Annotated in this window: 21 protein-coding genes; 8 read left to right on the plus strand and 13 right to left on the minus strand. The window is 59.5% G+C overall.

Translation table 11 applies throughout. The features are described 5' to 3' along the window. Positions 1 to 6: 6 nt before the first annotated feature. The 8 genes from E0501_RS07995 to E0501_RS08025 form a co-directional block, all read right to left on the minus strand. A complete protein-coding gene (locus E0501_RS07995; protein ID WP_137700768.1) occupies positions 7 to 2,466 on the minus strand; it encodes a GcvT family protein in 2,460 nt (819 codons plus the stop codon). Positions 2,467 to 2,598: 132 nt separating this feature from the next. Then, on the minus strand, positions 2,599 to 2,811 hold the full coding sequence (locus tag E0501_RS21335; protein ID WP_205123461.1) for a hypothetical protein: 213 nt from the start codon (positions 2,809 to 2,811) through the stop codon (positions 2,599 to 2,601). 16 nt (positions 2,812 to 2,827) lie between these two features. Continuing rightward, a complete protein-coding gene (locus tag E0501_RS08000; protein WP_137700769.1) occupies positions 2,828 to 4,921 on the minus strand; it encodes an oxidoreductase in 2,094 nt (697 codons plus the stop codon). A gap of 24 nt (positions 4,922 to 4,945) precedes the next feature. After that, complete coding sequence (locus E0501_RS08005; RefSeq protein ID WP_137700770.1) at positions 4,946 to 5,614, minus strand: TetR family transcriptional regulator C-terminal domain-containing protein; 669 nt, start codon at positions 5,612 to 5,614, stop codon at positions 4,946 to 4,948. A 39-nt stretch (positions 5,615 to 5,653) separates the two neighbouring features. After that, positions 5,654 to 6,760: an ABC transporter ATP-binding protein gene (locus tag E0501_RS08010; protein ID WP_137700771.1), complete on the minus strand. Its 1,107-nt coding sequence runs from the start codon at positions 6,758 to 6,760 to the stop codon at positions 5,654 to 5,656. 14 nt (positions 6,761 to 6,774) lie between these two features. Continuing rightward, a complete protein-coding gene (locus E0501_RS08015; RefSeq protein WP_137700772.1) occupies positions 6,775 to 7,578 on the minus strand; it encodes an ABC transporter permease in 804 nt (267 codons plus the stop codon). Positions 7,579 to 7,595: 17 nt separating this feature from the next. Beyond that, the gene (locus E0501_RS08020) at positions 7,596 to 8,531 is read right to left on the minus strand and encodes an ABC transporter permease (RefSeq protein WP_137700773.1); all 936 of its coding nucleotides are present in this window, start codon (positions 8,529 to 8,531) and stop codon (positions 7,596 to 7,598) included. 69 nt (positions 8,532 to 8,600) lie between these two features. Then, positions 8,601 to 9,620: an ABC transporter substrate-binding protein gene (locus E0501_RS08025; RefSeq protein ID WP_235857775.1), complete on the minus strand. Its 1,020-nt coding sequence runs from the start codon at positions 9,618 to 9,620 to the stop codon at positions 8,601 to 8,603. Positions 9,621 to 10,133: 513 nt separating this feature from the next. On the opposite strand from E0501_RS08025, the gene E0501_RS08030 reads away from it, so the two are divergent. Beyond that, on the plus strand, positions 10,134 to 10,391 hold the full coding sequence (locus E0501_RS08030) for a hypothetical protein (protein WP_137700775.1): 258 nt from the start codon (positions 10,134 to 10,136) through the stop codon (positions 10,389 to 10,391). 9 nt (positions 10,392 to 10,400) lie between these two features. After that, positions 10,401 to 11,693, plus strand: coding sequence for an NAD(P)/FAD-dependent oxidoreductase (locus E0501_RS08035; RefSeq protein WP_137700776.1), 1,293 nt, complete (start codon positions 10,401 to 10,403; stop codon positions 11,691 to 11,693). A 30-nt stretch (positions 11,694 to 11,723) separates the two neighbouring features. On the opposite strand, the gene E0501_RS08040 is transcribed toward E0501_RS08035, so the two are convergent. After that, a complete protein-coding gene (locus E0501_RS08040) occupies positions 11,724 to 12,362 on the minus strand; it encodes a TetR family transcriptional regulator C-terminal domain-containing protein (RefSeq protein ID WP_137700777.1) in 639 nt (212 codons plus the stop codon). Between the two features lie 124 nt (positions 12,363 to 12,486). Here E0501_RS08040 and E0501_RS08045 point away from each other — a divergent pair, with 124 nt between their 5' ends. From E0501_RS08045 to E0501_RS08065, 5 genes are read left to right on the plus strand one after another with little or no spacing between them, the layout of a single operon-like run. After that, positions 12,487 to 14,124 (plus strand): phytoene desaturase family protein, encoded by a 1,638-nt coding sequence (locus E0501_RS08045; protein ID WP_137700778.1) that lies wholly within the window; start codon positions 12,487 to 12,489, stop codon positions 14,122 to 14,124. Next, positions 14,121 to 15,650, plus strand: a complete 1,530-nt coding sequence (locus E0501_RS08050; RefSeq protein ID WP_137700779.1) for a phytoene desaturase family protein — start codon at positions 14,121 to 14,123, stop codon at positions 15,648 to 15,650. Before E0501_RS08045 ends, E0501_RS08050 begins: the two co-directional genes overlap by 4 nt. Then, positions 15,647 to 16,825 (plus strand): aminomethyltransferase family protein, encoded by a 1,179-nt coding sequence (locus E0501_RS08055; protein ID WP_137700780.1) that lies wholly within the window; start codon positions 15,647 to 15,649, stop codon positions 16,823 to 16,825. Before E0501_RS08050 ends, E0501_RS08055 begins: the two co-directional genes overlap by 4 nt. Before the next feature lie 13 nt (positions 16,826 to 16,838). Further along, complete coding sequence (locus E0501_RS08060; protein WP_137700781.1) at positions 16,839 to 18,209, plus strand: aminotransferase; 1,371 nt, start codon at positions 16,839 to 16,841, stop codon at positions 18,207 to 18,209. 1 nt (position 18,210) lies between these two features. Beyond that, a complete protein-coding gene (locus E0501_RS08065; protein ID WP_137700782.1) occupies positions 18,211 to 19,002 on the plus strand; it encodes a phytanoyl-CoA dioxygenase family protein in 792 nt (263 codons plus the stop codon). A 19-nt stretch (positions 19,003 to 19,021) separates the two neighbouring features. On the opposite strand, the gene E0501_RS08070 is transcribed toward E0501_RS08065, so the two are convergent. Next, positions 19,022 to 19,801 carry a methyltransferase domain-containing protein gene (locus E0501_RS08070; protein ID WP_137700783.1) on the minus strand — a complete coding sequence of 260 codons (780 nt, stop codon included), beginning with the start codon at positions 19,799 to 19,801 and terminating at the stop codon, positions 19,022 to 19,024. Between the two features lie 130 nt (positions 19,802 to 19,931). Between E0501_RS08070 and E0501_RS08075 the strand changes: the two genes are divergently transcribed. Beyond that, positions 19,932 to 20,882 carry a DMT family transporter gene (locus E0501_RS08075; protein ID WP_137700784.1) on the plus strand — a complete coding sequence of 317 codons (951 nt, stop codon included), beginning with the start codon at positions 19,932 to 19,934 and terminating at the stop codon, positions 20,880 to 20,882. A gap of 76 nt (positions 20,883 to 20,958) precedes the next feature. On the opposite strand, the gene E0501_RS08080 is transcribed toward E0501_RS08075, so the two are convergent. The 3 genes from E0501_RS08080 to E0501_RS08090 form a co-directional block, all read right to left on the minus strand. Further along, on the minus strand, positions 20,959 to 21,462 hold the full coding sequence (locus E0501_RS08080) for a DsrE family protein (RefSeq protein ID WP_137700785.1): 504 nt from the start codon (positions 21,460 to 21,462) through the stop codon (positions 20,959 to 20,961). A 396-nt stretch (positions 21,463 to 21,858) separates the two neighbouring features. After that, on the minus strand, positions 21,859 to 22,938 hold the full coding sequence (locus E0501_RS08085) for a DmpA family aminopeptidase (protein WP_137700786.1): 1,080 nt from the start codon (positions 22,936 to 22,938) through the stop codon (positions 21,859 to 21,861). A gap of 326 nt (positions 22,939 to 23,264) precedes the next feature. Beyond that, on the minus strand, positions 23,265 to 23,522 hold a 258-nt coding region (locus tag E0501_RS08090; RefSeq protein ID WP_137700787.1), incomplete at its 5' end, for a DDE-type integrase/transposase/recombinase.

Raw genomic sequence — 23,522 nt, forward strand, 5'->3', positions numbered from 1 at the left:
ACCAGCTCAACATTTCACGCGCTGCATATCAGGGTCGAACAACGGCTTGAGTGATGCCTTCGCTTTGATGCGTTTCCCGGCGACGTCGATCTCCCACTCCCCTTCCGACACGATGGCCGCTGTCAACGGCGCACCTATATCCGCAAAACCAATTCCCACCGCGCCACCAAGAGTATGGCCATAGGCGCCGACTTGAATATAGCCGACAGGCTCTCCGTTCAGATAAATGATCTCGTTTGCCCAGAGAAGGGGCTCGGGGTCCTCCAACAGAAAGTGCAGCATGCGATTGCTCGGCACGCCTGCCGCCTTGATCTCGGCCAGCGCGTCAAGGCCGATAAACCCGCCCGGCTTATCGAGTTTCACCGCGAAACCAAGTCCTGCTTCGATCGGATTATCTGTGTTGTCAACGTCGACGCCGAAATCGCGATAGGCCTTTTCCAGCCGCAAGGAGGACAGCGTTTGCATCCCGGCGTTTCGCAACCCGAAATCGGCCCCCACGTCCACCAAGAGGTCATAGACCTGAACGGCATGCAGTGAAGGGACGTGAAGCTCCCAGCCCAGTTCACCGACATAGGTCACACGCAGCGCCAGAACATCGAAATAGCCGACATCGATCTGCCGGGCCGTCATGAACGGGAACCCTACGTTCGATAGATCCGCTTCGCTCACTTTCTGCATCAGCTCGCGCGCTTTTGGACCATGCACGTTGATCTGGGTGATCCCGGGCGTCACGTCGGTGATCGTCACACTCTCATCTTGCGCAATGTGGCGGCGCATCCAGGTTTCCGTGTGGCCGTGCGAATTCTCACCCACCACGACAAGGAACTTCTCGGCTTCAAGCCGGGTCACGGTCAGGTCCGCCTCGAACCCGCCGACAGCATTCGTCCAAGCCGTGTAAACCACGCGACCCAGCGCGACATCGACGTCATTGCAGCTGATGCGGCTCAGCAGCTTGCAGGCGTCGCGCCCCTGGACCAGGAACTTGGTCATCGAGGACATGTCCATGATGATCGCGTCCTCACGCGCGGCGCGATGTTCTTCGGCGTGCCAGTCCCACCAGTTCTGGCGCCCCCAGCTATATTCCTCGATTTTCGCTTGTTCCGGTCCGGGCGCGAAACAATCCGGCAACTCCCATCCGTGACTTTCCGTAAAATAGGCGCCGGCCGCCTTGAGACGATCATAAAGCACGGATTGCTTCAGCCCGCGCGCCGATTTGAAACAGTCGTTCGGGAAATGCGACGAAAAACTCTTGGCCAAAAGCTCGGGCGTCCGCGCGCGGCGAAAGGCGGGGGTATTGTGGCTGCCATCGGCGAAACGATCGACATTGAAACCGGTGTGATCGACCGGGCAATGCCCGTTGACGATCCAATGGGCCAGCGCCATGCCTATACCCGGCCCATTGAGAATGCCCAACGAATTCAGACCCGCGGCCACCCAGCAATTGCGCAAACTCGGTGCCTCCCCCACGAGCGGCGCAAGATCGGGAGTAAAGCTTTCCGGACCACAAAAAAGCTTACGAATTCCCGCACCTGCGGCGGCCGGCACCCGCTGGAACGCCGTCTCAAGATGTGGGGCCACACGATCCCAATCCGGCTCGATCTCGCCGAATGAAAAGTTTTCGGGAATCGCATCAATATGCCAGGGCGCGGCATCCGGCTCGAACAGACCAACCAGCAGACCGCCGGTTTCCTCGCGGAAATATGCCCAGCTATGTGCATCTTCCAAAAGCGGTAGGTCTCGCCCCACCCCCTCCATCTTTTCGGTGATCAGGTAATAGTGTTCGGCGGCTTGCAGCGGCAGGTTGATACCTGCACGCGCGCCAATCTGACGCGACCACATCCCGGCCGCGATGACCACATGCTCGGCTGCGATCTCCCCTTTGTCGGTGCGCACACCGATCACCTTTCGATCCCGCGTCAGAATTTCCTCAACACTGGTTTCCTCGATAATCGTCGCACCGCGGTTACGGGCGCCTCGCGCCAACGCCATCGTGGTGTCGACCGGGTTGGTCCGCCCCTCGTTCGGGTACCAAAATGCCGCGATCGTCTTGGAGAAATCGCCAATGGGAAAACGTTCGGCCGCCTCGGCCGGCGTGATCTCGTGCACCTCGATGCCGAACCGGTTCATGAACGCAGCCCCGCGCCGCATCTCTTCCAGCCGCTCGGGCGAGTCGGCGGGCTGGATGTACCCCACCTGCCGCCAGCCTGTGGCCTGCCCTGTTTCTGCTTCCAGCCTGGCAATCAGGTTGCGACCATAGGTGTAGAGTTCGCATTCCCATTCGCTGCCCAGCACCGCCGGCACAATTTCGCCTGCCGCATGCCAGGTGGTGCCCGAAGTAAGCTTGTCGCGTTCCAGAACCACAACATCGGTCATGCCCAGTTGAGTCAGTTGATAGGCTAGGTTGCACCCGATTGATCCGCCCCCGACGATTACACATTGGGCTTGGCTGGGAAGAGATTGGCTCATGCTTCACTCCGCGTTTTGTGATGCTCGCTCGTCAATGCCGTTGCAAGACGTGAAAATCAATTCATTAATTGAATGAGTATTCAATCAGGTTTTCTTCCGCATTTAGACAGCCGCGCTTTGATTGCGGACAGCTCATTCCTCCATCTCTGGCAAAGGCGTTAGTGACGCGCCCTTGCTGCTTGTTTTCTCCGCCTCAGCGGGTTTCGGCGGCAGGTCTTGTTTTTGGATCGCCTGTAGTCTCTGCATCGCCTGGTGACGCGCAGTGCAACTGGTGCATTCCATGGGCTCCGGCGGATCCGATGTGTCGGCTGCGACAGCACCGGCACCCAGCAGAAAAACCAACATGACTCGCACCATAGCTCTACCCCGCGCCACTGCCACCGCGCCCGACCGGTCCATCCAACCCGACATCGACCCGGTCAAAAACGAGCGGCTGATCTTTATCCACCTCTTCTTCCAATTCCTGCGCATAGCGGTGTCCGGCCAACACAGCCGCTGCGATGATTGCGGGGGCCTCGCAATCGCCGATCCGGCTCAAGGTGAACGGCAAAGCCTCCTCCCCTGCACGTTCGCGAAGCTCTTGATAGAGCCCGTCATTGGGCTTGCGCGCGGTTACCATCACCACGTTTTGCGCCGCGATGCTGCGTTCTTCCCCACTGTAGACACATTCAAGTGTTGCCTGCTCCCCGTAAAACCGGGTCAGGGTCTGACTGGTTTCGATCCCGATCCCCAATCCCATCATATGCGTCCTGATCCGCCAACGCTCGGAGGTATGACCCGCCCAATGCGAGACGCTATCCGAATTGGTAACGTAGATCACCTCGGCTCCCGCGGCCCGCACACGTTCGGCAATCACCCCGCCCAGATAGTAACCGTCGCTATCGAACACCACAGTCGGGCCATCGGGTACACGACCATCCATGATGTCATCCGGCGTAAAGACCCGCCGCAATGCCTCGCCGTCGGCCACAGGCAGGAACAGTTCGTCGTCGAACCTCTCGCGGCGCCAGTGCGACCCGGTCGCGATGACGACGTTATCGGCACCGACATCGAACACGTCATCCGCAGTTAAACAGCTTTCCCGGAAAATCTCGACATTCGCCATCTCGGCAAGCTGCTGTTCGCGGTGGTCGCGCACCCTGGCGTATTCGCTCATCCCCGGCAGCGATGCCTCGCGCGTCACCCGCCCGCCAAGCTCGCGCCGCGCCTCGGCCAGCATCACGTCGTAACCGCGCGCACCCAATGCCCGGGCTGCCTCGAGGCCGGCCGGACCCGCCCCAACCACCAGAACCCGTGCATCAGAAGCTTTCCCTTTGATCTTCTCCGGGTGCCATCCACGCCGCCATTCTTCGCCCATAGTCGGGTTCTGCGTGCAGCGGATCGGCACCCCCAGCGTGTCGCCCGCGTAGCAAATGTTGCAGCCGATACATTCCCGGATCGCATTCAGCCGCCCCTCCTTGATCTTGTTTGGCAGAAATGGATCCGCAATCGACGGGCGCGCCGCACCGATGAAATCGACGATCCCGCGCCGGACCTGGCTTGCCATTGTATCGGGTGATGTGAAACGCCCGACTGTCACCACCGGCTTTTCAGTGACCGTTTTCACCCACGACATATAGGGCTCTAGTGGCGCTTCCTTCACGAAGCGCGACACGCCCATTTCCAGCGAGTAGTCCGCGATATTGATGTCCCACAAATCCGGTAGATCGGCGAGCATCTCAAACATGTCCCGCCGCTCTCCAAAGATAGGCGCGCCATCTTCGCCGATCTTTTCATCCGCCGAGAACCGCACCGCCACCGCGCAACGATCGCCTACCGCATCTTTCGTCTCTTCGATCAATTCGCGCACAAGACGCACGCGGTTTTCAAGCCGCCCGCCATATTCGTCACCGCGCGTGTTGATTCGCGGATTCAGAAAGTTTGACAGCAGGTAGGTATGGGTCGCGTAGACATAAACGATATCGAAGCCCGCATCCCGGGCACGCAGCGCGGCGTTTCGATGCCATTGACGCAAGGTTCGGATATCCTGTCGGTCCATCATTTTTGTCTGGAACGGATGTCCGGCCAGGTTGGGATAACTGTCCAGGTCCATAGAGGGCAGGCGCGTCATCAGGTTGGTCGACCGCGCGCCGCCATACCACAACTCCGCCCCGGCCAGGCTACCATGCTCATGCACCGCATCGGTCATCAGCCGATGCGCCCTCACATCACTGTCATCCCAGAGCGACGCGTAGGGATGCGGCATGTCATCCGAACTTGGATGGATCGAGTTGTACTCGGTGCAAACCACGCCCCAACCGCCCTGTGCCTTGACCCCGCGCATCGCGGCCAGCGTGCGCGGGAACTGCCAGCCCATGCCAGTGCAATGCGGCACCTGGTAAAACCGGTTGGGCGCAGTGACCGGCCCGATTTTCACCGGTTCGAACAGGATGTCATAGCGTGGATCACAGCTCATATTGGCCTCTCGTGGCGTTTCGCGTCAGAACGCGGGTTGCGTGAAATGCCTCGGAAAGACCGAGGCCAGATAGGCATGCACCTGCGCCTTCGACCCTTGGCGATCAAACTCGTTCGGATACATCAGGATATTAAGCCAAAGACCGTCATAGAGGCCCTGAAGCGCGCAAGAGATATGATGCGGCGGCGGGCCAGTATATTGCCCTTTTTCCGCGATCTCGGACAAAAGCTCGGTCGAAAGCTTGAAACGCTGTTCGTCAATCCCATCGATCAAAGACCGATAAATCGCACGCCGCTTGCCCTCACCAAAGAAGGCAAACCAGACGGCCAATTTCTTGCGCGTGCAGATCTTCGGGTGGAAATGCGAATCCACAATGGCCAGCAGTTTGTCCTGCGGCGAAAGCCCTGCATCTTCATACGCCTTCAGCCAATGCGCGTGGTGTTCGCGCGCGAGGAAGACAAGCGTTTCCTCAAGCAGATTCTGCTTGCTCTTGAAGTGAAAATTCACGATGCCGATCGATAGCCCCGCATCCGCGGTGACGGTTGACATGGTGGTTCCAGCAATGCCGTGTTCGGCAATCGAATTGATCGTGGACTCGATCAGTTGCTGCCGGCGCACCTGTTTGGGTTCTGTCCGCCGTCCTGTTTTCTTTGAGGGTTTTGCCTGTTTCACTTGGCTGGCCGTTTTACTCATGGTTCAATCTCTTTTCCCGGCCCCTCGACCGAGTTCTCCTCACTCTGGATCAAGCACGACAATCGCATCTGAGGACCACGACAGCCAAACTTCGGTACCGGAGGGGGCCTGATTAGCGGCATTGAACCGGCTTGTATTCGGTTGCGACACGGCAACGGGCTCGTCCCTGCCCTCGAGGTTCACATAGAAATGACTGCGTTCCCCCAGATAAGCCGAGGTATCAAGCCGGGCCGAAACGGCATGCTCAGCCGCGTCAGGCCGGGTCGCGGAAAGCGCGATCTTCTCGGGCCGCAGCGCGACCTGAACCGCCGCACCATCGGGCTTGTCCAGATCGGCTACTGGCACCTGAATGGTGCCAAGCCCTTCGGTTTCGATGGCCGCCGCGGCAGCACCGTTGCGACGCACGGTTCCGTCAAAGAAGTTCATGTTGCCGATGAACCGGGCGACCACACTGGTTTTCGGCGTCTCGTAAAGCCCGGTGGGCGTATCCACTTGCAACACCTTGCCACCCGACATCACTGCGATCCGGTCGGACAGGGTCAGCGCCTCTTCCTGGTCGTGGGTTACGAAAACGAAGGTAATCCCGATCTGACGCTGCAGCGCCCGCAATTCGAGCTGCATCTGCTCGCGCAGTTGCTTATCAAGAGCGCCAAGCGGTTCGTCCAGCAGAAGCACCTTGGGTCGCAGGATCAGCGCCCGCGCCAGCGCGATCCGCTGCCTCTGCCCGCCCGAAAGCTCTGTCGCCTTGCGTGTGCCATAATCCGGTAACTTGATCATCTCGAGCATTTCTTCCGCCATCTCGTAGCGCTTCGAACGTGAAAGCTTCTGTTTGCGCAAGCCGTAGGTAATGTTGTCGCGCACGTTCAGATGCGGAAAGATCGCGTAGTTTTGAAACACCATGTTGACGGGCCGGTGATGCGGCGGCACGTCCGACGTCGGTTGATTGTCGATGAAAATCTCGCCCGCCGTGGTGCTTTCAAAACCCGCCAGCATGCGCAGAAGCGTGGTCTTGCCACAGCCGGACGGGCCAAGCAGCGAAAAGAACTCACCCCGCCCGATATCCATCGAGATATCGTCGATGGCCCGGAATGTTCCGAAGAATTTGCTGACGTTCTGGATCGAGATGAACGCATCGGTCTTGGTCATATCAGGGACGTCCTTCAATTTTCATTCTCCAGACCCTTTCGGCCCACCCATTGCGCAATGAAGACAAGCACGAAAGACACGAGGAGGATCAGCGCCGACAGCGCCAGAACCGAGGGGAATTCTTTCGGAAACCGCAGTTGACCCCAGATGTACATGGGCAGTGTGGGGTCAGTGCCCGTCAGGAAAAATGCCATGATGAATTCATCGAACGAGATGGTAAAAGAAAGCAGCAGGCTGGCCACCACGCCGGGAAAGACCATCGGGAAAGTCACCCGCCAGAACGTCCACCACCCGTTCTCGCCCAAATCGGCGGAAGCTTCCTCCATCGACGGATCGAAGCCTTCGAAACGCGGCAAAAGCGTGGCCACCGCGAAAGGCATGCAGACGATCAGATGGCCAAGCCCGACTGTATAGAGCGACAGCGGCACGCCCATCCGGCTCATCAGAACCAACAGCGCGACGCCGAAAATGATACCGGGAATAACCAGTGGCATCATGATGAAGGTCACCAATGCGCTCCTGCCCGGCATCCGGTAGCGCGTTATTGCCCGTGCCGCCACCATGCCAAGGATCGTCGAGATCACCGATACTGCTGCCCCGACGCGCACACTGTTCCACATCGCATTCCACAGAGGCTCCCGCAACCATAGCTCGTGATACCATTTCAGCGTCATTCCCTGCATCGGGAACCGGACGTAGAGCGAGTCATTAAAGCTGAACAGCGGAATAAACAGGACCGGCACGTATAGTACTATCAGGAAAAGCACCGCATAGACCTGCAAAGGTCGGTTACGGCGCTTGATATAGGTGCCTTCCATAGGCTTTCCCTGCCCCCTCACGCGATTTTCTCCTGCGCCTTGCGGGTGACAAAAAGAAACACCGCCGCGATCGCCGCGATCCAGAGCATCAGCACGATCGCCAAGGTCGCCCCCATCGGCCAGTTATTGACCGCACCGAATTGCAACTGGATGAAGTTTCCGATCATCGCCCCATCCGGCCCACCCAGCAGCGCCGGGGTGATGTAGTCGCCTGTGGTCGGAATGAAAATCAGAAAGGTCGCCGCGATTATCCCCGGCATCGACAGGGGCAAGGTAATCCTCAGGAACCGTGCCACCGGCCCATCGCCCAAATCCGTTGCTGCCTCGATCAGTGACTTGTCGATTTTCTCAAGCGAGACGTAAAGCGGCAGGATTGCAAAAGCCGCCCAGGCATGTGCGAGCGTGATGATAACTGCTGTCTTGGAATAGAGAAGGAATTCCAATGGCTTGTCGATCCAACCTAAAGTCATCAATCCAGAATTGATAACCCCCTCGTACCCGAGGATAACCTTCCAGGCGAAAACCCGAAGCAGGTAGCTCGTCCAGAATGGCAAGGTCATCAGGATCAGCCACATCATCTTTCTATGATGCACGTGGAAAGCCACGTAATAGGCCATCGGATAACACAGCAGAACGGTCGCCACCGTGGCCACGCCGGACACCCAGAACGACCGGCTCAAAAGTGCTCCGAATATCGGCTCATTCCATGTGCGCTCGTAGTTGGCCAGCGTGAAGGTCGTATCGAAATCGAACCCCTGCCGTGTCCATGTGCTCATCGCCAACAGGATGACGAACGGCGCCACGATCCCCAGGATCATGATCAATAATGTCGGCGACATCAGAAGGTAGCCGCGCAAGGCCTCGCTTCGATGTAAGAGCGCGGAAACGCGCGACGGCCGGCGCAGAGGCGCCGCCGCCTCGCCGTCTCGGTGCTGCAAAGACGTATCAGCCATATGGGAACGGTATCCTGGGGCAAGGGCTCCGGGACTACCGGTCATCCCGGTAGACCCGGCTGCTTAAGATCAGAAACCTGCTTTGATCTGTTCGAACAGTTCGTTCATCCGGGTTTCCCATTCCTGCGACTGCGGACGTTGGAAATGCCCGGCCTGCAGGATTTCGATCGGGTTCTTCGACAGCCCCAGCCCGACCAGCGTTTCCTCGTCGAACGCATCGAACGCCTTCCTGTTCGAGTGGCCATAGCCGTAATCGTTGATCATGAACTTGCCCGACTCGACACTCAGCAGCGAGTCGATCACGTCATAGGCCCTGTCGAGATGCGGTGCATCCTTGTGGATCATGAGGCCACAGACCCAGGTCAGGGCCCCCTCTTTCGGCTTAGCGAACTTCACCGGCACACCTTCGGCCTTGAGCGTCACCGCCGAGCTATTCCAAGTCATTGCCGCAACCATCTCGCCCGCCGCCAGCGCCTGCTCAAGCGTTGTAGTGTCGTCGGTATAAACCCGGATCAGCGGCCGCTGTTCACGCATTACCGCGGCGATCTTCTCGAAGGCGTCGTCGCTGTCTAGCGTGTCGAAATCGACCCCCGCCTTGATCGCGCCGCACCACCAAGCATCGCCGCCCGAGGCGAGCGAACCAAGCCGCCCGGCATACCGCTGGTCCCACAGCATGTCCCAGCTTTCTTCGCCTTCCAGCTCGAACAGGTCGGTACGATAGGTAACCGAGGTCTGCCCCCAATCGAACGGCGCCATCCAGACGTTTCCACCCTCGGCCGTGTTCCCCGGCAGGTCAACCAGTTCCGGCATGACGTCGGACCAGTTCGACAACCGTGTCACGTCGACCGGCTGGAACAACCCGGTGTTCACCCAGCGCGGCATCCCCGAGTTACACGGATGCGATACATCGACCACATAACCGCCGCGCATCTTGGTCAGCGCCTCTTCCGAACCACCAAAGACCGCGAAGTTCGGCAATTCGCCATTCTTTTCCTGGTAGGCCCCGAACAGTTCGGGAATGTCATAACCGCCCCAGGTGAAAAATGTCGCCTGGTCTTCGGCCGCCGCCATCGCCTTGCGGCTGGCCATTGGCGTCACTGCGATCGCTACACCTGCGGAAAGTAGATTCTTCGTAAATTTCCTGCGGCTGAGCTTACCTTCTTGCAGTTCGCCGAGTTGATCGAGAACGTCCATGAGTGTTGTGTCTCCCGTGTTGAACGTGGTTCGCGCCACCTAGGCGCGACCTCCGTAGGTTGATCATTCTCCGGTTCCCCGGCGCTGGGACCAGGTCATTTTTAATGACTTCGTATTGCGGCCCAGCTTTCTCTGAATGACCATTCAATCATTCAAACTGACACGAATCGAGTCAACCCTTTTGCCTCTGAAAGCGCAAAGAACCCGGGAAACGCCCAATAATCGATCAATCCCCGCCGGCCATCACCCGGACCGTCCGAAAAACGCACTCACCCCGATGAAACCCGTGCAATGCACTGAAGTTCATTGCAAATCATCCGACACAACGCTCCAGAAATCGACGGGTCCGGACAAACGAAGACCAAATTTTCGATTTCAAACGTCATCCCACAACATAAAGATGCGGTCATGTACCAACACCAATACGGCGCGATGCGGCTCGGCAAAAGTCTGCGTTTACGCCTAGATCTCCGCCCACGCGACATCGGCTTGCCACTGGTCGCGGAATACATCGAGGGCCAAAACTGCCTGTTGCCGGGCCGCATTGACATCTTCTCGGGCGACACCGGTTTTCAGATCGAAATTGCTCCGAAGCTGCCTCATCGCACGGTCTGGCTGATGCATCTGCCGCAACGCGACTTCTCCCATTTCAAAACCAAAGCCTAAGCAGCCGCCATGATTCAGAATGAACGCCCCGCCTTGTCGAACAGCCTCTGGACAGCGACAGCCAACCAACTTGCGGACTATGCCCCGCTCGATGGTGATACCCAGACAGATGTGGCCATCATCGGTGGCGGCTACACAGGGCTTTCCGCCGCATTGCATCTAGCCGAGACCGGCGCGAATGTTGTCCTCCTCGAAACCCGGCAGCCCGGTTGGGGCGCATCAGGACGCAATGGCGGGCAGATCAATCCCGGTCTCAAGGACGGCCCCGCGCAGATCCTCGCCAGGTTCGGCACCGCGATGGGGGAGCGCATGATCGCACTGTCCGGAGGGGCGGCTGATCTGGTGTTCGATCTCATCGACCGCCACAGCATCGACTGCGCCGCCAGCCGACAGGGCTGGCTGCGCGCCGCGCATAATGACAGCACCCTTGGAGACCTGCATGATTTGGCCCGGTCCTGGCAAAGCCACGGTGGAGGTATGGACCCGCTCGACCGCGATGGAATGGCACGCATGACCGGCACGGACGCCTACTATGGCGGCGCGATCGACCGACGCGGCGGCACCCTTCATCCGCTGAACTACGCGCTCGGCCTGGCACGGAGCGCGGCTGGTGCCGGTGCGCAGATTCATGGAGAAACGCCCGTCACAGAAGCTAATAAACAGGGCGCGGCATGGCGCCTTCGAACACCGCGCGGCACGCTTTCTGCGGAACGAGTTCTGATCTGCACCAACGCCTATACAGACGCACCACATCGGGATCTGGCCCGTTCCTTCATTCCCGTCTGCTCGGTTCAGGTCGCGACCGAGCGATTGCCCGACGACATCGCTGCAACCGTGCTGCCCGGCGGACAGCATGTGTCGGACAGCCGCCGGTTACTGCTCTATTACCGAAAGGACGCCGAGGGACGGTTCCTGATGGGCGGACGCGGCACCTTGCGCGACAGCTCGACCCAAGGGCAGATGACGCGACTGCGGCAGGTGACGATCGAGCTTTATCCGCACCTATCTGGCTTGCGTTGGGAGTATGCCTGGGGCGGATATGTCGCCGTGACCCGCGACCACACCCCGCATCTCCACGAACTTGCCCCGGGCCTCTTGGCCGGGCTCGGTTACAACGGGCGCGGGGTCGCGATGGCAACCGCCATGGGGCGCGAAATGGCCCTGTGGGCGGCCGGCGCGGACATCGCTTCCCTGTCCTTTCCCGTCACGGCCCTTACCCCTCTGCCATTTGCGTTCGCGCGCAATATCGCGTTGGAGATGGAAGTCCTGCGCCTTCGCCTGCTCGACCGACTGGGAATTTGACTTTCGTTCTGACTGGCACCCTGTGACGGCTCACGCGTTTCGGCCCTTCACTTCGGACTGCATCAGCGCCAAGATCATCTTCGTGGCTTCGCGTGCCTTCTCGCGGTCGAACCCCCCGGGGGACAGATGCAGCCGCTGCCAGTATCCGTCGGTTAGCGTGTCCATCCATTCGGCCATTTGCCACGCCTCGCCATCGTCATCGCCACCAAGAAGTTGATTCCATAATGCAACCATCATTGTTTGACGCCGGGCATCGAAATCCTCCGCAACCTCGTCATATTGCGACTGAAAATGCAGCTCACCCCAGAACGCGAACCACAGCGGCAAAACCTCGGGCCCACAGGCGCGGGCGTCGAAATCGGCCTCGATGATAGCTTCCAGCCGCCTCCGCGGATCGTCACCCGCCTTTTTAAGCGCCTGCATCCAAAGCGTCTCGTAACTTTGATAAAGATCGCGCAGCGTCTCGGTTAGCAGGCCCCCTTTGGATTTGAAATAGAAGACCGCAACCCCCTGACTCAACCCGGCCTCGTCGGCCACCGTCGCCAGTGTTGTCTTCGCCAACCCATGCCGCAGAATCGACCGCCGTGCCGCATCCAGCAACTGCCGTCGTCTGCGATCGGCGTTTTCCTTGCGCTCCTTACGCGGCTTTTGGGTTGTTGTCCGGCTCACACGTTCCTCCAAAGTGCCTTCAATACAAGCATTGCCACAGGAATATACCGGTGCAACAGCAAAACATTTGTTTGAGCGCTCAAAAAAACTTTACGCCCTTCACTTCGCGCCCTACCCTTTTCGCATGACGCTGAAACCCGACTATGACGTGATCGTCGCCGGCGCCGGCCACAACGGCCTGACCACTGCCGCCTACCTGGCCCGCGCCGGGCTTCAGGTGCTTGTCGTCGAAAAAAACGACTGGATCGGCGGCGCCGCGGTCAGCCGCGAATTGCACCCGGGATGGACCTATTCGAACTGCTCCTATGTGTGCTCGCTGCTCCGGCGCGAGATCGTGCGCGATCTCGACCTGCCGAAATACGGGCTTCAGGTCATTCCCTATGAAGGTGGCGCCAGCTTCACGCGTGACGGCAACTATTTCGCCTACTATTCCGATCATGACGCGCTGCGACGCGAGATGGCACGCTATTCCCCACGCGATGCCGATGCTTATCAACGATATTCACAGGCAATCATGCGGCAATGCCGGTTCATTCGGCCGTTTCTCTTGCGCGACGCGCCCGACCCGGCCTCTTTGCGCCCGCGCGATCTGGGCGAAATGGCATACTTGGTGAAAAAGGCCCACGGACTCGGGGCGCGCGAACTCGGCGAAACTCTCCGCTTCTGGACCATGTCGATCGGAGATTTTCTCAACGAGCATTTCGAGAACGACCTGATCAAGGCGCATCTTGCGGGTTCCGGCATCATCGGCACCGGGCTTGGCGTCTATTCCCCCGGCACGGCTTACGTCCTTCTGCATCACTACATGGGCGATATAGACGGCGGCATTGGCGCCTGGGGCTTTGCGCGCGGCGGTATGGGGGCGATCTCGGCCGCGCTCGCCGCATCGTTTGAAACGCATGGCGGCACCATCCACACAGGCGCCGGCGTCGCGGAAATCCTGACGCAAAATGGTCGTGTCACTGGCGTCGCGCTGGAAGACGGTAAAGTCTTCAACGCGCCTGTTGTGGCCTCGAACATGGACATCAAGCGCACCATCCTTCGCCATGTCGACCGCGACGTGCTGCCAGAGGATTATGTCCGCGCGGTCGATCGGTTCAAGATTCGCGGTTCTTCGGCCAAGCTCAACATTGCCCTCGACAGCTTGCCGCAATTTCCCGCCGCTCCTGACCATGCAAGCTTCCTGCGCGGCGACATGCACACCTCGGAAAGCCTGCCCGAACTGGAACGCGCCTATGATGACTGGAAGATCGGTCGATGGTCGGAAAAACCCTATATCGACATGCTGATCCCCAGCCAGATCGACCCGACAATGGCACCGCCCGGCAGCCACATGATGACGGTCTTCGTGCAATATGCCCCCTATGACCTTGCGGTGGGTGGCACCCGCTCGGGTGAAAACTGGGACGAAGCGCAACGCAAGGCAATGGCCGAAACGGTGGTCAACCAGATCGAGATCGCCTGCCCGGACATCCGCAACCACATCCTTCACATGGAGGTGCGCTCGCCGGCCGAGCTTGAGCGCGAGGTCGGTCTGACCGAAGGCAATATCTTCCAGGGTGAACTGACCTTCGACCAGCTCTTTTTCAACCGCCCGATCCCCGGCTATTCCGATTACAGCACGCCGCTAAAGGGGCTTTATATCTGCGGATCCTCTGCGCATCCCGGCGGCGGCGTCATGGGCGCGCCGGGGGCCAATGCCGCGCGCAACATCCTGCGCCGCGAAACCCGGGCAGGACGGATGAAGGGATACGCGGCATGAGCCAGTTCGACACCATAGTGATCGGTGCGGGCGTGAACGGCCTCGTGGCGGGCGCGGTTCTGGCCCGGCGCGGAAAATCCGTTTGCATCCTTGAACAGGGCGATACCGTCGGCGGCATGGCCGGCCTGACTTCCAGCGACGGCCCCGCTCTGGCGCATCTCATCTACAACCTCAACTCACGCGTTCGCCGCGACATTGGCTTGGGGGGAAAAGACTGGCCTTTCAAAAGCAAAGCGCTCCCCACAGTATCCCTGTCCGAGGATGGCAAACACGTTGTTGTCGATGGCGCCGCGGTCCGCTTTGCCGATGGCTCGGACCACCCCCAGGCCACAGCCTGTAGCGATCTCATTCGGCGCCTCACGCGCTATGGCGACCTACTTCGGCAATTGGCCGAAGCGCCGCCCCCAGGTGGCGACAGCCCAGTGTCGCGCGCGGGCCTCAAACAACTCTGGTGGCTTGGCCGGTTCGGGCTCGGCGTGAAGCGGCTGGGAAAATCCGAGATGCGCGCCTTCCTGCAGGTGCTCTTGTCAAATGCCTATGACTTCATCCTCGATGAACTTCCAGACGGGCGCCTCTCCGGCATCCTCGCAGCCGATGCAGTGCGCGGCGCGGCGACGGGTCCGCGCTCACCTGGCACGGTGTTCAGCCTTATCTACCGCATGGGCCATGGCGGCGACGTCACCCTGCCACAGGGTGGAACCGCCGCCGTCATGGAAACACTCTCGAACGCTGCGAAACAGGCCGGATGCACATTGAAAACCGGCGCCCCGGTGGTCCGTATCCTGACCGACAACGACCATGTCACCGGCATCGAAACCGCATCCGGTGATCGTGTCTACGCCAAGCAAGTGCTCAGCTCGGTCGCTCCATTGCCGACCGCGCGCCTGGCCGGGCTTCATCACTTCGACATTGAAGCCACCCGTCGCATCCGCAATATCCGCGCCCGCGGCACGACCGCCAAGGTCAATCTGCGGCTTTCGCGGGCACCAGTCATTCCCGGCCTGCCGGGAAACCTGCTAGGCGCCCGGCTTCTCTTCGCCCCTTCCGCCGATTACGTGGAACAGGCTTTCAATCCCGCGAAATACGGTGACATGTCCAGCGCCCCGGTTATCGAGGCGGTACTCCCCGCGCCACAGATGGACCGCCCGTGGCTCTCGACGATCGTGCAATACGCACCTTCCGACCTGTCAGGCGGCTGGACAGACGCCGCCCGAGAGGAACTTCTTCAAACCACGCTCGCCACACTGGCGCGCATATCCCCGACACTACCTGAACTCGTGGAAGAAGCGCAGGTCATAACTCCCGACCTCATCGAACAGGCCACCGGCGCACCAGGCGGCCATTGGCACCATGCCGAAATGAGCCTCGATCAGCTTCTGACGATCCGCCCCGCCAACCTTCTGGGTCGCTATGCGATAGGGCCGAAAGGTCTCTTTCTGTGCGGCGCGGCCACCCATCCCGGCGGCGACATCATGGGCCTTTCCGGGCGCAACGCCGCGCTCATGGCCCTGGAGAAGACGGGATGACCATTTCCCCCGACCTCACTCTCGGCCTTGTCCTCGGCCCGGTCCATGACCGTCTCGAAGCGCTAAGCCGCACCCGTAACTGGTATGGCTGGGCGGGCTACGCGGCGCCCGCGTCGGTCGAAAGCGTCGAGTTCGAATATTTCGCCCTGCGCAACCAGGCCTCTCTCTTCGATATCTCGCCAATGCACAAGTACCGCCTGCGCGGGCGGCAGGCGGAGGCGGTTCTGAACCGCTTGGTAACACGCGATGCTTCCAAACTGCGTCCGGGCCGTGTCGGCTATGCAGTCTGGTGCGACGAGGAAGGCATGGTCATCGATGACGGCACCCTCTTCCGCCTGGCCGATGACGATTGGCGGCTCTGCTGTCAGGAACCGATGCTCGACTGGCTGGCGGAGGCAGCCTGGGGCTTCGATGTCGAAATCGCAGACGAAAGCTACAGCTTGGCCGGCCTTGCCCTTCAAGGCCCAACCTCCTTTGCCATTCTCGACGCCGCCGGGCTGGATGTCGCCCATCTGAAATCCTTTGACCATGCCGCGGCTGAACCCGATCTTATGATCTCGCGTACCGGATTCACCGGGGATCTTGGATATGAACTCTGGATGCCCTGGGACGACGCCACTGCGGTCTGGGACCGTATCTGGACCGCTGGAGCGCATCTCGGCCTTAGGGCCATCGGCTACGAGGCGGTTAACATCGCCCGGATAGAGGCCGGGTTTCTGACGGCAGGGGTCGATTTCCAACCAGTCCAAGCGACGGAGCGGCTGAACCGTGGCCTCACCCCCTTTGAATTGGGCCTCGGCCACATGGTCGATTTCTCGAAGGGCCATTTCAATGGCCGCCGTGCGCTTCTTTCTGCCAGGGAGGCCCCGCGCAGTCTGTTGATGCGTGTCGATGTCGAAGGCTTCAAACCAGCGCAGGGCGCTCTGGTCTATCATCGCAAGCGGCGCGAGGTCGGGCATATCACGTCTGGCATCTGGTCGCCCACCGCGAAACGCAACATCGCGCTGGCCCATGTCGCCACGCCCTACGCAACCCGGTCCCCAACCCAGTTGTGGGCCGAGGTCTATACCCAGGAAGAGGGCCGGTGGGAAGCCCGCATGGCGCGGCTGACCCCCGTAGAGGGCGCCTTCTTCGCCCCACCGCGCGCCCGCGCCACTCCCCCGGCTCGCAGATAGCAAAGGATACGAGATGAGCACGCTCCCCAACGCACCCAGTCCCGAGGCCCTAACTGAGTGGGACCGCGATCATCACCTGCACCCCTGGGCCGGGACCGAGGGCTTCGGAACCGACGAATACATGCGCGTCAACACCGCCGACGGGATTTATGTCTGGGACGGAGACGGCAAGAAATATATCGACGGGCCCGGCGGCATGTGGTGCGTCCAGATCGGCTATGGCCGTCAGGACATGGCCGATGCCATCGCCAAGCAGGTGATGGAGATGCCCTATGCCTCGCCCTGGTCCTTCACTTCGGAGCCCGCCGCCGTGTTGGCCCGGATGATTGCCGAACGCGCTCCGGGCGATCTCAACACCGTGCACTTCACCACCGGCGGTTCCACCGCCGTCGACACCGCCTTGCGTACTGCCCTCTTTCTCAACGAACGCCTCGGCCGGCCCGAGAAAAAACTGATCCTCTCGCGCGAAAAAGCCTATCATGGTTCGACCTATCTCGCGGCCTCTGTCACCGGCAAGGAACGCTTCGAAACCAGCTTCGACAAAGCCGATTCCCTGGTTCACTTTCTGCCGGACGTGAACCCTTATCACCGTCCCGAGGGTATGAGCATTGAGGCTTGGTGCGATGCCAAGGTCGCCGATCTGGAAAATGCCATCTCGGTCTTTGGCGCCGATCGCATCGCGGCATTCATCGCCGAACCGATCCTTTGCTCAGGCGGCGTCATCATCCCGCCCGAAGGCTACCATCAGCGCACCTTCGAAATCTGCCGCAAGCACGACATTCTCTATATCTCGGATGAGGTCGTTACCGGCTTCGGCCGCCTTGGCCACTGGTTCGCGTCGCAAGACGTTTTCGGGATCAAGCCCGATATGATCACCTGCGCCAAGGGGCTGACCTCGGGCTACCTGCCTCTCGGGGCCTGCATCCTGTCTGACGAAGTGATCGAACGCTTGTCAGATGCCGAAGGCGAAGACGTATTCTACAACGGCTATACCTATTCCGGCCACCCGGTCAGCTGTGCCGCAGCAATCAAGAATATCGAAATCATGGAAAGCGAAAATATCCTCAGCCATGTACGCCGCGTCACCCCACATTTCCAATCGCGCCTGAAGTCAATTCAGGAAAAATTCGAAATCGTCGGCGAGACCCGCGGCATGGGCCTCTTGGGTTGCGTCGAATGCCGCCCGGCTTTGGATGAAAAATCCTACGAAGCCTATTCCCGTTTCGGGCAGAAACTCGATGACGCCTGCGAAGCCCGCGGCCTTCTCCTGCGCCCCTTCGGCAATATGGCAGTGTTTTCGCCGCCGCTGATCATGAGCGAAAAGCAGATCGACGACATGTTCGACATCATGGAGGCCGGGCTCGAAGAGCTCAGTGCCGAATAAAATGGTTGAGATCAAGCGCCTCCCGAACGATGCAGCCCCGGTGGCCCAAACGCTTTTGTCCGACGGGGCGGTTATCGTCGAAAATGTTGCTACCGAAACGCTGCTTGATCAGGTCCTAGCCGACTTTCGCAAGCCTTTCGATGAACAGGGATTGAAATTTGCAAACGATTTCAACGGCTACAAGACACGGCGCCTAGGCGGCATTCTCGCCCTCTCCCGTGCTGCCGCGGATATCCTGGCCCATCCGCTGGTGCTTGGCGTGGCCGACCGGGTGTTGAAACGGCACTGCACCAATTACCGCATCGGCTCGTCCACGGCGATCGAGATAATGCCGGGCGAAGGCGATCAGGTGCTTCATCGCGACGATGATTTCTACCCGATCCGCATCCCCGGCGTCGAGTTCCAGATTTCAGCCATGTGGGCTCTTACCGATTTCACGCTGGAAAACGGCGCAACCCGGGTTGTCCCCTTTTCAAAGGATTTGCGCCCCATCGATGGCATTGGCGACGACGAGATTGTTCAGGCGGCAATGCCGCGAGGTTCGGTATTGTTCTACCTCGGCGGCGCCGTACATGCCGGCGGGCAGAACCGCTCGGACAGCCCTCGCACCGGACTTATCACCACCTATTCTCTGGGCTGGCTCCGGCAAGAAGAGAACCACTATCTCACCATCCCGCGTGAGGTGGCTGACAGCTATCCCGAGCCAATCCGGCGCCTGATGGGCTACCAATCGCACGGCCCCTATCTCGGGGTCTGGCCCGGTGACCCGGACGGCCATTGGTACGACGCCTGAGATCGTCCCGCCTAGCAGATCACACCGGTCTGCGACCTCGGATGTGATGCGGACAATGCTCGCCACTTTCCAAAACGCCAACCAGCTTGGTCCAGGTATTGATCTGCGCTGCGATGAACTCCTCGCCATAGCGCGCCTCAAGCCCCGGCCGACGCTCACCGACCAGCCATGCCAGTTCCTCCGCTGCAACCTCGCGATACCACGGGTTACGGTCCACCAGTTCGACATCGACGAACCCCGCGGCTTCCATCGCTTTGGCATAGGTGGCCGGCGACGACATGGCAAAATCCAGGTCTTCGGCCTTGATGTATTCGGTCATCTGCGCACTCGGCGCCCCGTCATGCGAGATGAGCCAGTCGGAGGCCGCAAACCACCCGTTCGGCTTCAGAACACGGAAAGATTCTGCGGCCATCGCAGCCTTGTCAGGGATGTGGATGATGGAATCCTTCGAGAACACGATATCAAAGGTTTGGTCCGGAAACGGAAATGGTCCCGGCTCGACTTTCACGATGCTGATCTTGTCGGTCAGGCCCGCGTCATCCACACGTCGCCGCGCCGCGTCGCAAACCGGGTCTTCTACATCGATCCCGGTCACATGTGCGGCTCCGTATTCACCAGCAAGAAGAACCGCACAGGCGCCCGAGCCAGAGCCGATATCCATCACGTGCTTGCCCGCCACGTCGACCCCTCGCAACACCCGCGCCACTTCGTCCGCACCTCCGGGAGAAAGAAAACCCTCGCCCCACATTTCCTCGAGAAAGTCGATATGAAGATTGTCGTAAAGGATGTCGTCGGTCATCTTCGCTTCCAGTCATTGAATGTCCGTTCAATTCCAGTGAGCCCTGAAACTCGCCGCACCTCAAGACTTTCCGACATTTTCTTGGGCGAAACCCGATCCTTTCGACCCGTCAAGCGCTCAGAGACGGGAAATGAGGCAATTGAGAACCCAGCGCGCGCTTGCGATCTTTCCGGAGGCGAACTTGAACGTCCCGAATGAAAGAGCCCTTCAATTCGTTCTTCTGATCATCGTCGGCGCGACTTGGGGAATGACAAACCCACTGGCGAAAATTTCCGTTTCGACTGGGTACAGCCCCCTCGGCATCATGTTCTGGCAGTTGGTGATCGTCATCTCTTTCGCGGGATTTGTCCTAGTCATGCGCGGACACAGGCTTCCGCTACATAGAAAAGCGCTGGTTCTTTATGCTGTGATCGCCCTGACCGGCACGCTAATCCCTGATTTCCTGCTCTACACATCGGCCGCACATATTCCGGCCGGAATCCTGTCGATCATCATGGCGGTCTCACCCATGATCGCCCTCCCCATGGCGCTGCTCATCGGGATCGAAAGGTTCGACATGCGGCGCACCATCGGTACCGTTCTCGGGCTCGGCGCCGTTGTCCTGATGGTGGGGCCAAAGGACGGGCTGGCAGGTCCCACCGAAACGGTCTTTGCCCTTGTCGCGCTATGCTCGGCTGCCTTCTATGCGGTGCAGGGCAATTTCATCATTTGGTATAGCCAGACCGACATCGGCCCGATGCGCATGCTGGTCGGCTCCTCGGCCTTGGGCCTGCTGGTTATCACGCCCTTTGTTGTTGCGACCGACCAGTTCATCGATCCACGCGGCATCTGGACAAGCGTCGAATGGGCGATCGTCGGGACCGGCGGCCTGCACGCACTTGCATATGCCGGCTATCTCGCGCTTATCGCGCAGTCCGGACCGGTGTTTGCATCCCAGGTGGCGTATGTTGTCACAGCCACAGGTATGCTCTGGTCAATTCTCTTGCTGTCCGAGGGATATTCGAATTGGGTCTGGCTATCCTTCGTTCTCGTCATGATTGCAATCAGACTTGTCCAGCCTCGGCGGACACGCCCCCTCTAAGAGGCAGAACCTAGTTTCACATGTCGAGGGCGCCGACGCGCGCAGCGAACGGCAGCTTCGAGCCCAGCAGACTATTTTACGCGAGGCAAAAAAAGGGCGGCAGTGCCGCCCTCTTTCTCTTCAGAAGAAAATCTAACCAAGAGAGCGTCTTCACGTTTGGATCGAACAACCAGCTTTCGACAAGCGGGAAGTTCCCCATTTGCACGCCGTCGATATAGTCGCCCTCGGTCAAACCCGCCGCTGCAGAACAAGCTTTGCACATAATGACGACACCGCCATCCGCCATGAACGCAGACAACATGTCTTGGATAGATGCACCCTTCTCTGCCATGAGGCCATGAATGTGGCTCGGGCGTTTCTTGTCAGCGAGATAAACCGCCCGAACGTTCATCCAGATCGCGGTTTTATGCCCATTCTTCAGAGACTTCTCATGAGCGAACATAATAGCCTTCGCGGCCGCCCAGGTATCATCAGTTGTCAAGTTTACGAACAGACCTGGCTTGCTATCTTCCGCACTCGCAGCGATCGGTGAAAGCAGCATCGAAACTGCCAGCATCAGCTTCAAAATAAATAGTCGCATTTGTGTCCTCCTACGAAACTGAGGGAAACATCGCAGAAACCGAATGCGTGAGAATGATACGGATCAATTAGTGGCAGTTTTTCATGTAAGAGGTCGTAAGCTAGTTTGGGTAGGATGCTGCTTCGAGAAGCAAAGTGACTTCGTCACTAGAAAAAAAGGCGGTTTTGTCCGCATAGCGGCCATTTAACCCGTTCGCAGCGAACGGCGGCTCCAAGCCCAGAGCGAATGGCGCAAACCGCTACGGCGCACGGTGCCGGAGGGTTTCCATCCAAATGAACAAAACGCTCACAGTGACGAGGATATACGAGACAAAAAACTCTGAAGCCCAATAAAACAACTATATCACCCGCATGTCCGTGCCGGGCCCCAAAAGCTATCGCGGGTACGGAGTGGCACTCAGCGCTGGAAAATCGCGGTCAATAGGTCAATGTCAATGCCACGGCAGACCATGCCCTTGGGCTTGACTGTTGGCACGTCCTCGCCGGCGACAATGGCATTGACGACAGCTTCTTCGATGCTTTCCACCACTGCTAGGTAAAACGGGTCGAGCAACTCGCCATTGATTTCGGGCCTGGCAATAATGGCGGCGTCAAGTTGCGGCATCGGGCGATCATTGGCGACCGAGAAGGCCAGGAAGATATCGCCGGAATTATTGCCGCCCGGGCTGCCGCCTCGACCCACGCCGATGGCAGCGCGTTTGGCCGTCTGGCGCAGCGACAGACCCGATAGCGGCGCGTCGGTGGCCAGGATCACGATGATTGAACCGGTTTCCTGCTCCAAGAGCCGCCCCTCGGGCATTATCAGACCGACCGGGCGGCCAAGGATGTTGAGCCAGGGCCGGATGCCATGATTGGCCTGCACCAGAGCGGCCACGGTATAGGTAGTGCCGCCCAGTTTGACCAGGCGCGAGGAGGTGCCGGTTCCGCCCTTGAATTCGTAGCAGATCATGCCGTTTCCGCCGCCAATCGAGCCTTCGGCGACGGGCCCGGCGCTGGCGCCTCTCAGCGCCGCGATGGCGTGATCTGCGGTAACATGCTGGCCGTTGATGTCGTTCAGTACGCCGTCATATGTTTCGGCCACCACCGGCATGGCCCAGGCGTGCTCCTCGCGGAAATAATCGGCGTAGGTGTCGATCATCCAAGCCGTGGCACCATGATGCACCATGCCCACAGAATGGGTGTTGGTGATGCAGATCGGCCCGGTGAAATAGCCAGCATCGTTGATCCAGTGTGTGCCTGTCATCTCGCCATTACCGTTAAGGGCATACTGACCGGCCCAGACTGGGCGCGGCTCAGTCTGACTGCCGCGGGGCACGATGGCGGTGACGCCGGTGCGGATGCCGCGGGTTGGATCTGTCAGAGTAGAGAAGCCCACGTGAACACCGGGTACATCGGTGATCGCATTCAGCGGCCCCGTCACGCCGGAAAAGGGCAAACCGAGGTCGCGCGCGCGTGCCTTCTTGGCTGTTTCGGTCATGTTGTTACTCCACGCGTCCGCTACTGAGGTATCTGCGTTTGGCTCAAGAAGCGACTGTTTTCTGTACCATTGGAAAATGTCCGCTAGGTCCGCTAAGCTGCCATTCGGCACCGTTGCAGCGAATGGCTGCTACGAGCCCAAAAGGACCTATGCTGCAACATGCACGAATGGCCGCTTCCTGTCAGTGTTTGTCGCCGGTGCGTAAACGACTCATTGTGACAGCTGTGATCCCCAAAAAGGATGCAATCAATGTATGGGGAAAGATGTCTTCATGGTGCTGTCAGACGAATTCGAACTCGTCTCTGCAAGGACAGTAGCGCTGTCCCTTATGCCGCGCAGAGACCGCGCCACTCGGCCAGAGCAGCAGTTCTGTTCTGCTTGAAGTGATCTCGTTTGGAGAGGCTGCGATCCTGGTTGAAGTGATTGAAAATGGAGGAATGGACGGCGACGAATTTCTGCAAACTTCGCATCCGCCGGAAGCGCTGCATCGCCCTTTCTCGTCGTCGGAATGGCAGATGCGAGTTCTCAACGCGGTTGTTGAGCCAACGGCCACATGATTGGAGATGATCGCAACCCAGATCGCG

Origin of the sequence: Marimonas lutisalis (genome assembly GCF_005434965.1) — a bacterium.
In the GTDB taxonomy this organism is placed as follows: Bacteria; Pseudomonadota; Alphaproteobacteria; order Rhodobacterales; family Rhodobacteraceae; genus Marimonas_A; species Marimonas_A lutisalis.

What these genes read in the sequence shown, in the direction of transcription:
- E0501_RS08085 (WP_137700786.1), bottom strand. Translation starts at nt 22,938, where the DNA reads ATGACCGAAACAGCCAAGAAGGCACGCGCGCGCGACCTCGGTTTGCCC.
- E0501_RS08010 (WP_137700771.1), bottom strand. Translation starts at nt 6,760, where the DNA reads ATGACCAAGACCGATGCGTTCATCTCGATCCAGAACGTCAGCAAATTC.
- E0501_RS08050 (WP_137700779.1), top strand. Translation starts at nt 14,121, where the DNA reads ATGAGCCAGTTCGACACCATAGTGATCGGTGCGGGCGTGAACGGCCTC.
- E0501_RS07995 (WP_137700768.1), bottom strand. Translation starts at nt 2,466, where the DNA reads ATGAGCCAATCTCTTCCCAGCCAAGCCCAATGTGTAATCGTCGGGGGC.
- E0501_RS08015 (WP_137700772.1), bottom strand. Translation starts at nt 7,578, where the DNA reads ATGGAAGGCACCTATATCAAGCGCCGTAACCGACCTTTGCAGGTCTAT.
- E0501_RS08060 (WP_137700781.1), top strand. Translation starts at nt 16,839, where the DNA reads ATGAGCACGCTCCCCAACGCACCCAGTCCCGAGGCCCTAACTGAGTGG.
- E0501_RS08045 (WP_137700778.1), top strand. Translation starts at nt 12,487, where the DNA reads ATGACGCTGAAACCCGACTATGACGTGATCGTCGCCGGCGCCGGCCAC.
- E0501_RS08030 (WP_137700775.1), top strand. Translation starts at nt 10,134, where the DNA reads ATGTACCAACACCAATACGGCGCGATGCGGCTCGGCAAAAGTCTGCGT.
- E0501_RS08000 (WP_137700769.1), bottom strand. Translation starts at nt 4,921, where the DNA reads ATGAGCTGTGATCCACGCTATGACATCCTGTTCGAACCGGTGAAAATC.
- E0501_RS08035 (WP_137700776.1), top strand. Translation starts at nt 10,401, where the DNA reads ATGATTCAGAATGAACGCCCCGCCTTGTCGAACAGCCTCTGGACAGCG.
- E0501_RS08005 (WP_137700770.1), bottom strand. Translation starts at nt 5,614, where the DNA reads ATGAGTAAAACGGCCAGCCAAGTGAAACAGGCAAAACCCTCAAAGAAA.
- E0501_RS08055 (WP_137700780.1), top strand. Translation starts at nt 15,647, where the DNA reads ATGACCATTTCCCCCGACCTCACTCTCGGCCTTGTCCTCGGCCCGGTC.
- E0501_RS08070 (WP_137700783.1), bottom strand. Translation starts at nt 19,801, where the DNA reads ATGACCGACGACATCCTTTACGACAATCTTCATATCGACTTTCTCGAG.
- E0501_RS08065 (WP_137700782.1), top strand. Translation starts at nt 18,211, where the DNA reads ATGGTTGAGATCAAGCGCCTCCCGAACGATGCAGCCCCGGTGGCCCAA.
- E0501_RS21335 (WP_205123461.1), bottom strand. Translation starts at nt 2,811, where the DNA reads ATGTTGGTTTTTCTGCTGGGTGCCGGTGCTGTCGCAGCCGACACATCG.
- E0501_RS08025 (WP_235857775.1), bottom strand. Translation starts at nt 9,620, where the DNA reads ATGGCCAGCCGCAAGGCGATGGCGGCGGCCGAAGACCAGGCGACATTT.
- E0501_RS08020 (WP_137700773.1), bottom strand. Translation starts at nt 8,531, where the DNA reads ATGGCTGATACGTCTTTGCAGCACCGAGACGGCGAGGCGGCGGCGCCT.
- E0501_RS08080 (WP_137700785.1), bottom strand. Translation starts at nt 21,462, where the DNA reads ATGCGACTATTTATTTTGAAGCTGATGCTGGCAGTTTCGATGCTGCTT.
- E0501_RS08075 (WP_137700784.1), top strand. Translation starts at nt 19,932, where the DNA reads ATGAGGCAATTGAGAACCCAGCGCGCGCTTGCGATCTTTCCGGAGGCG.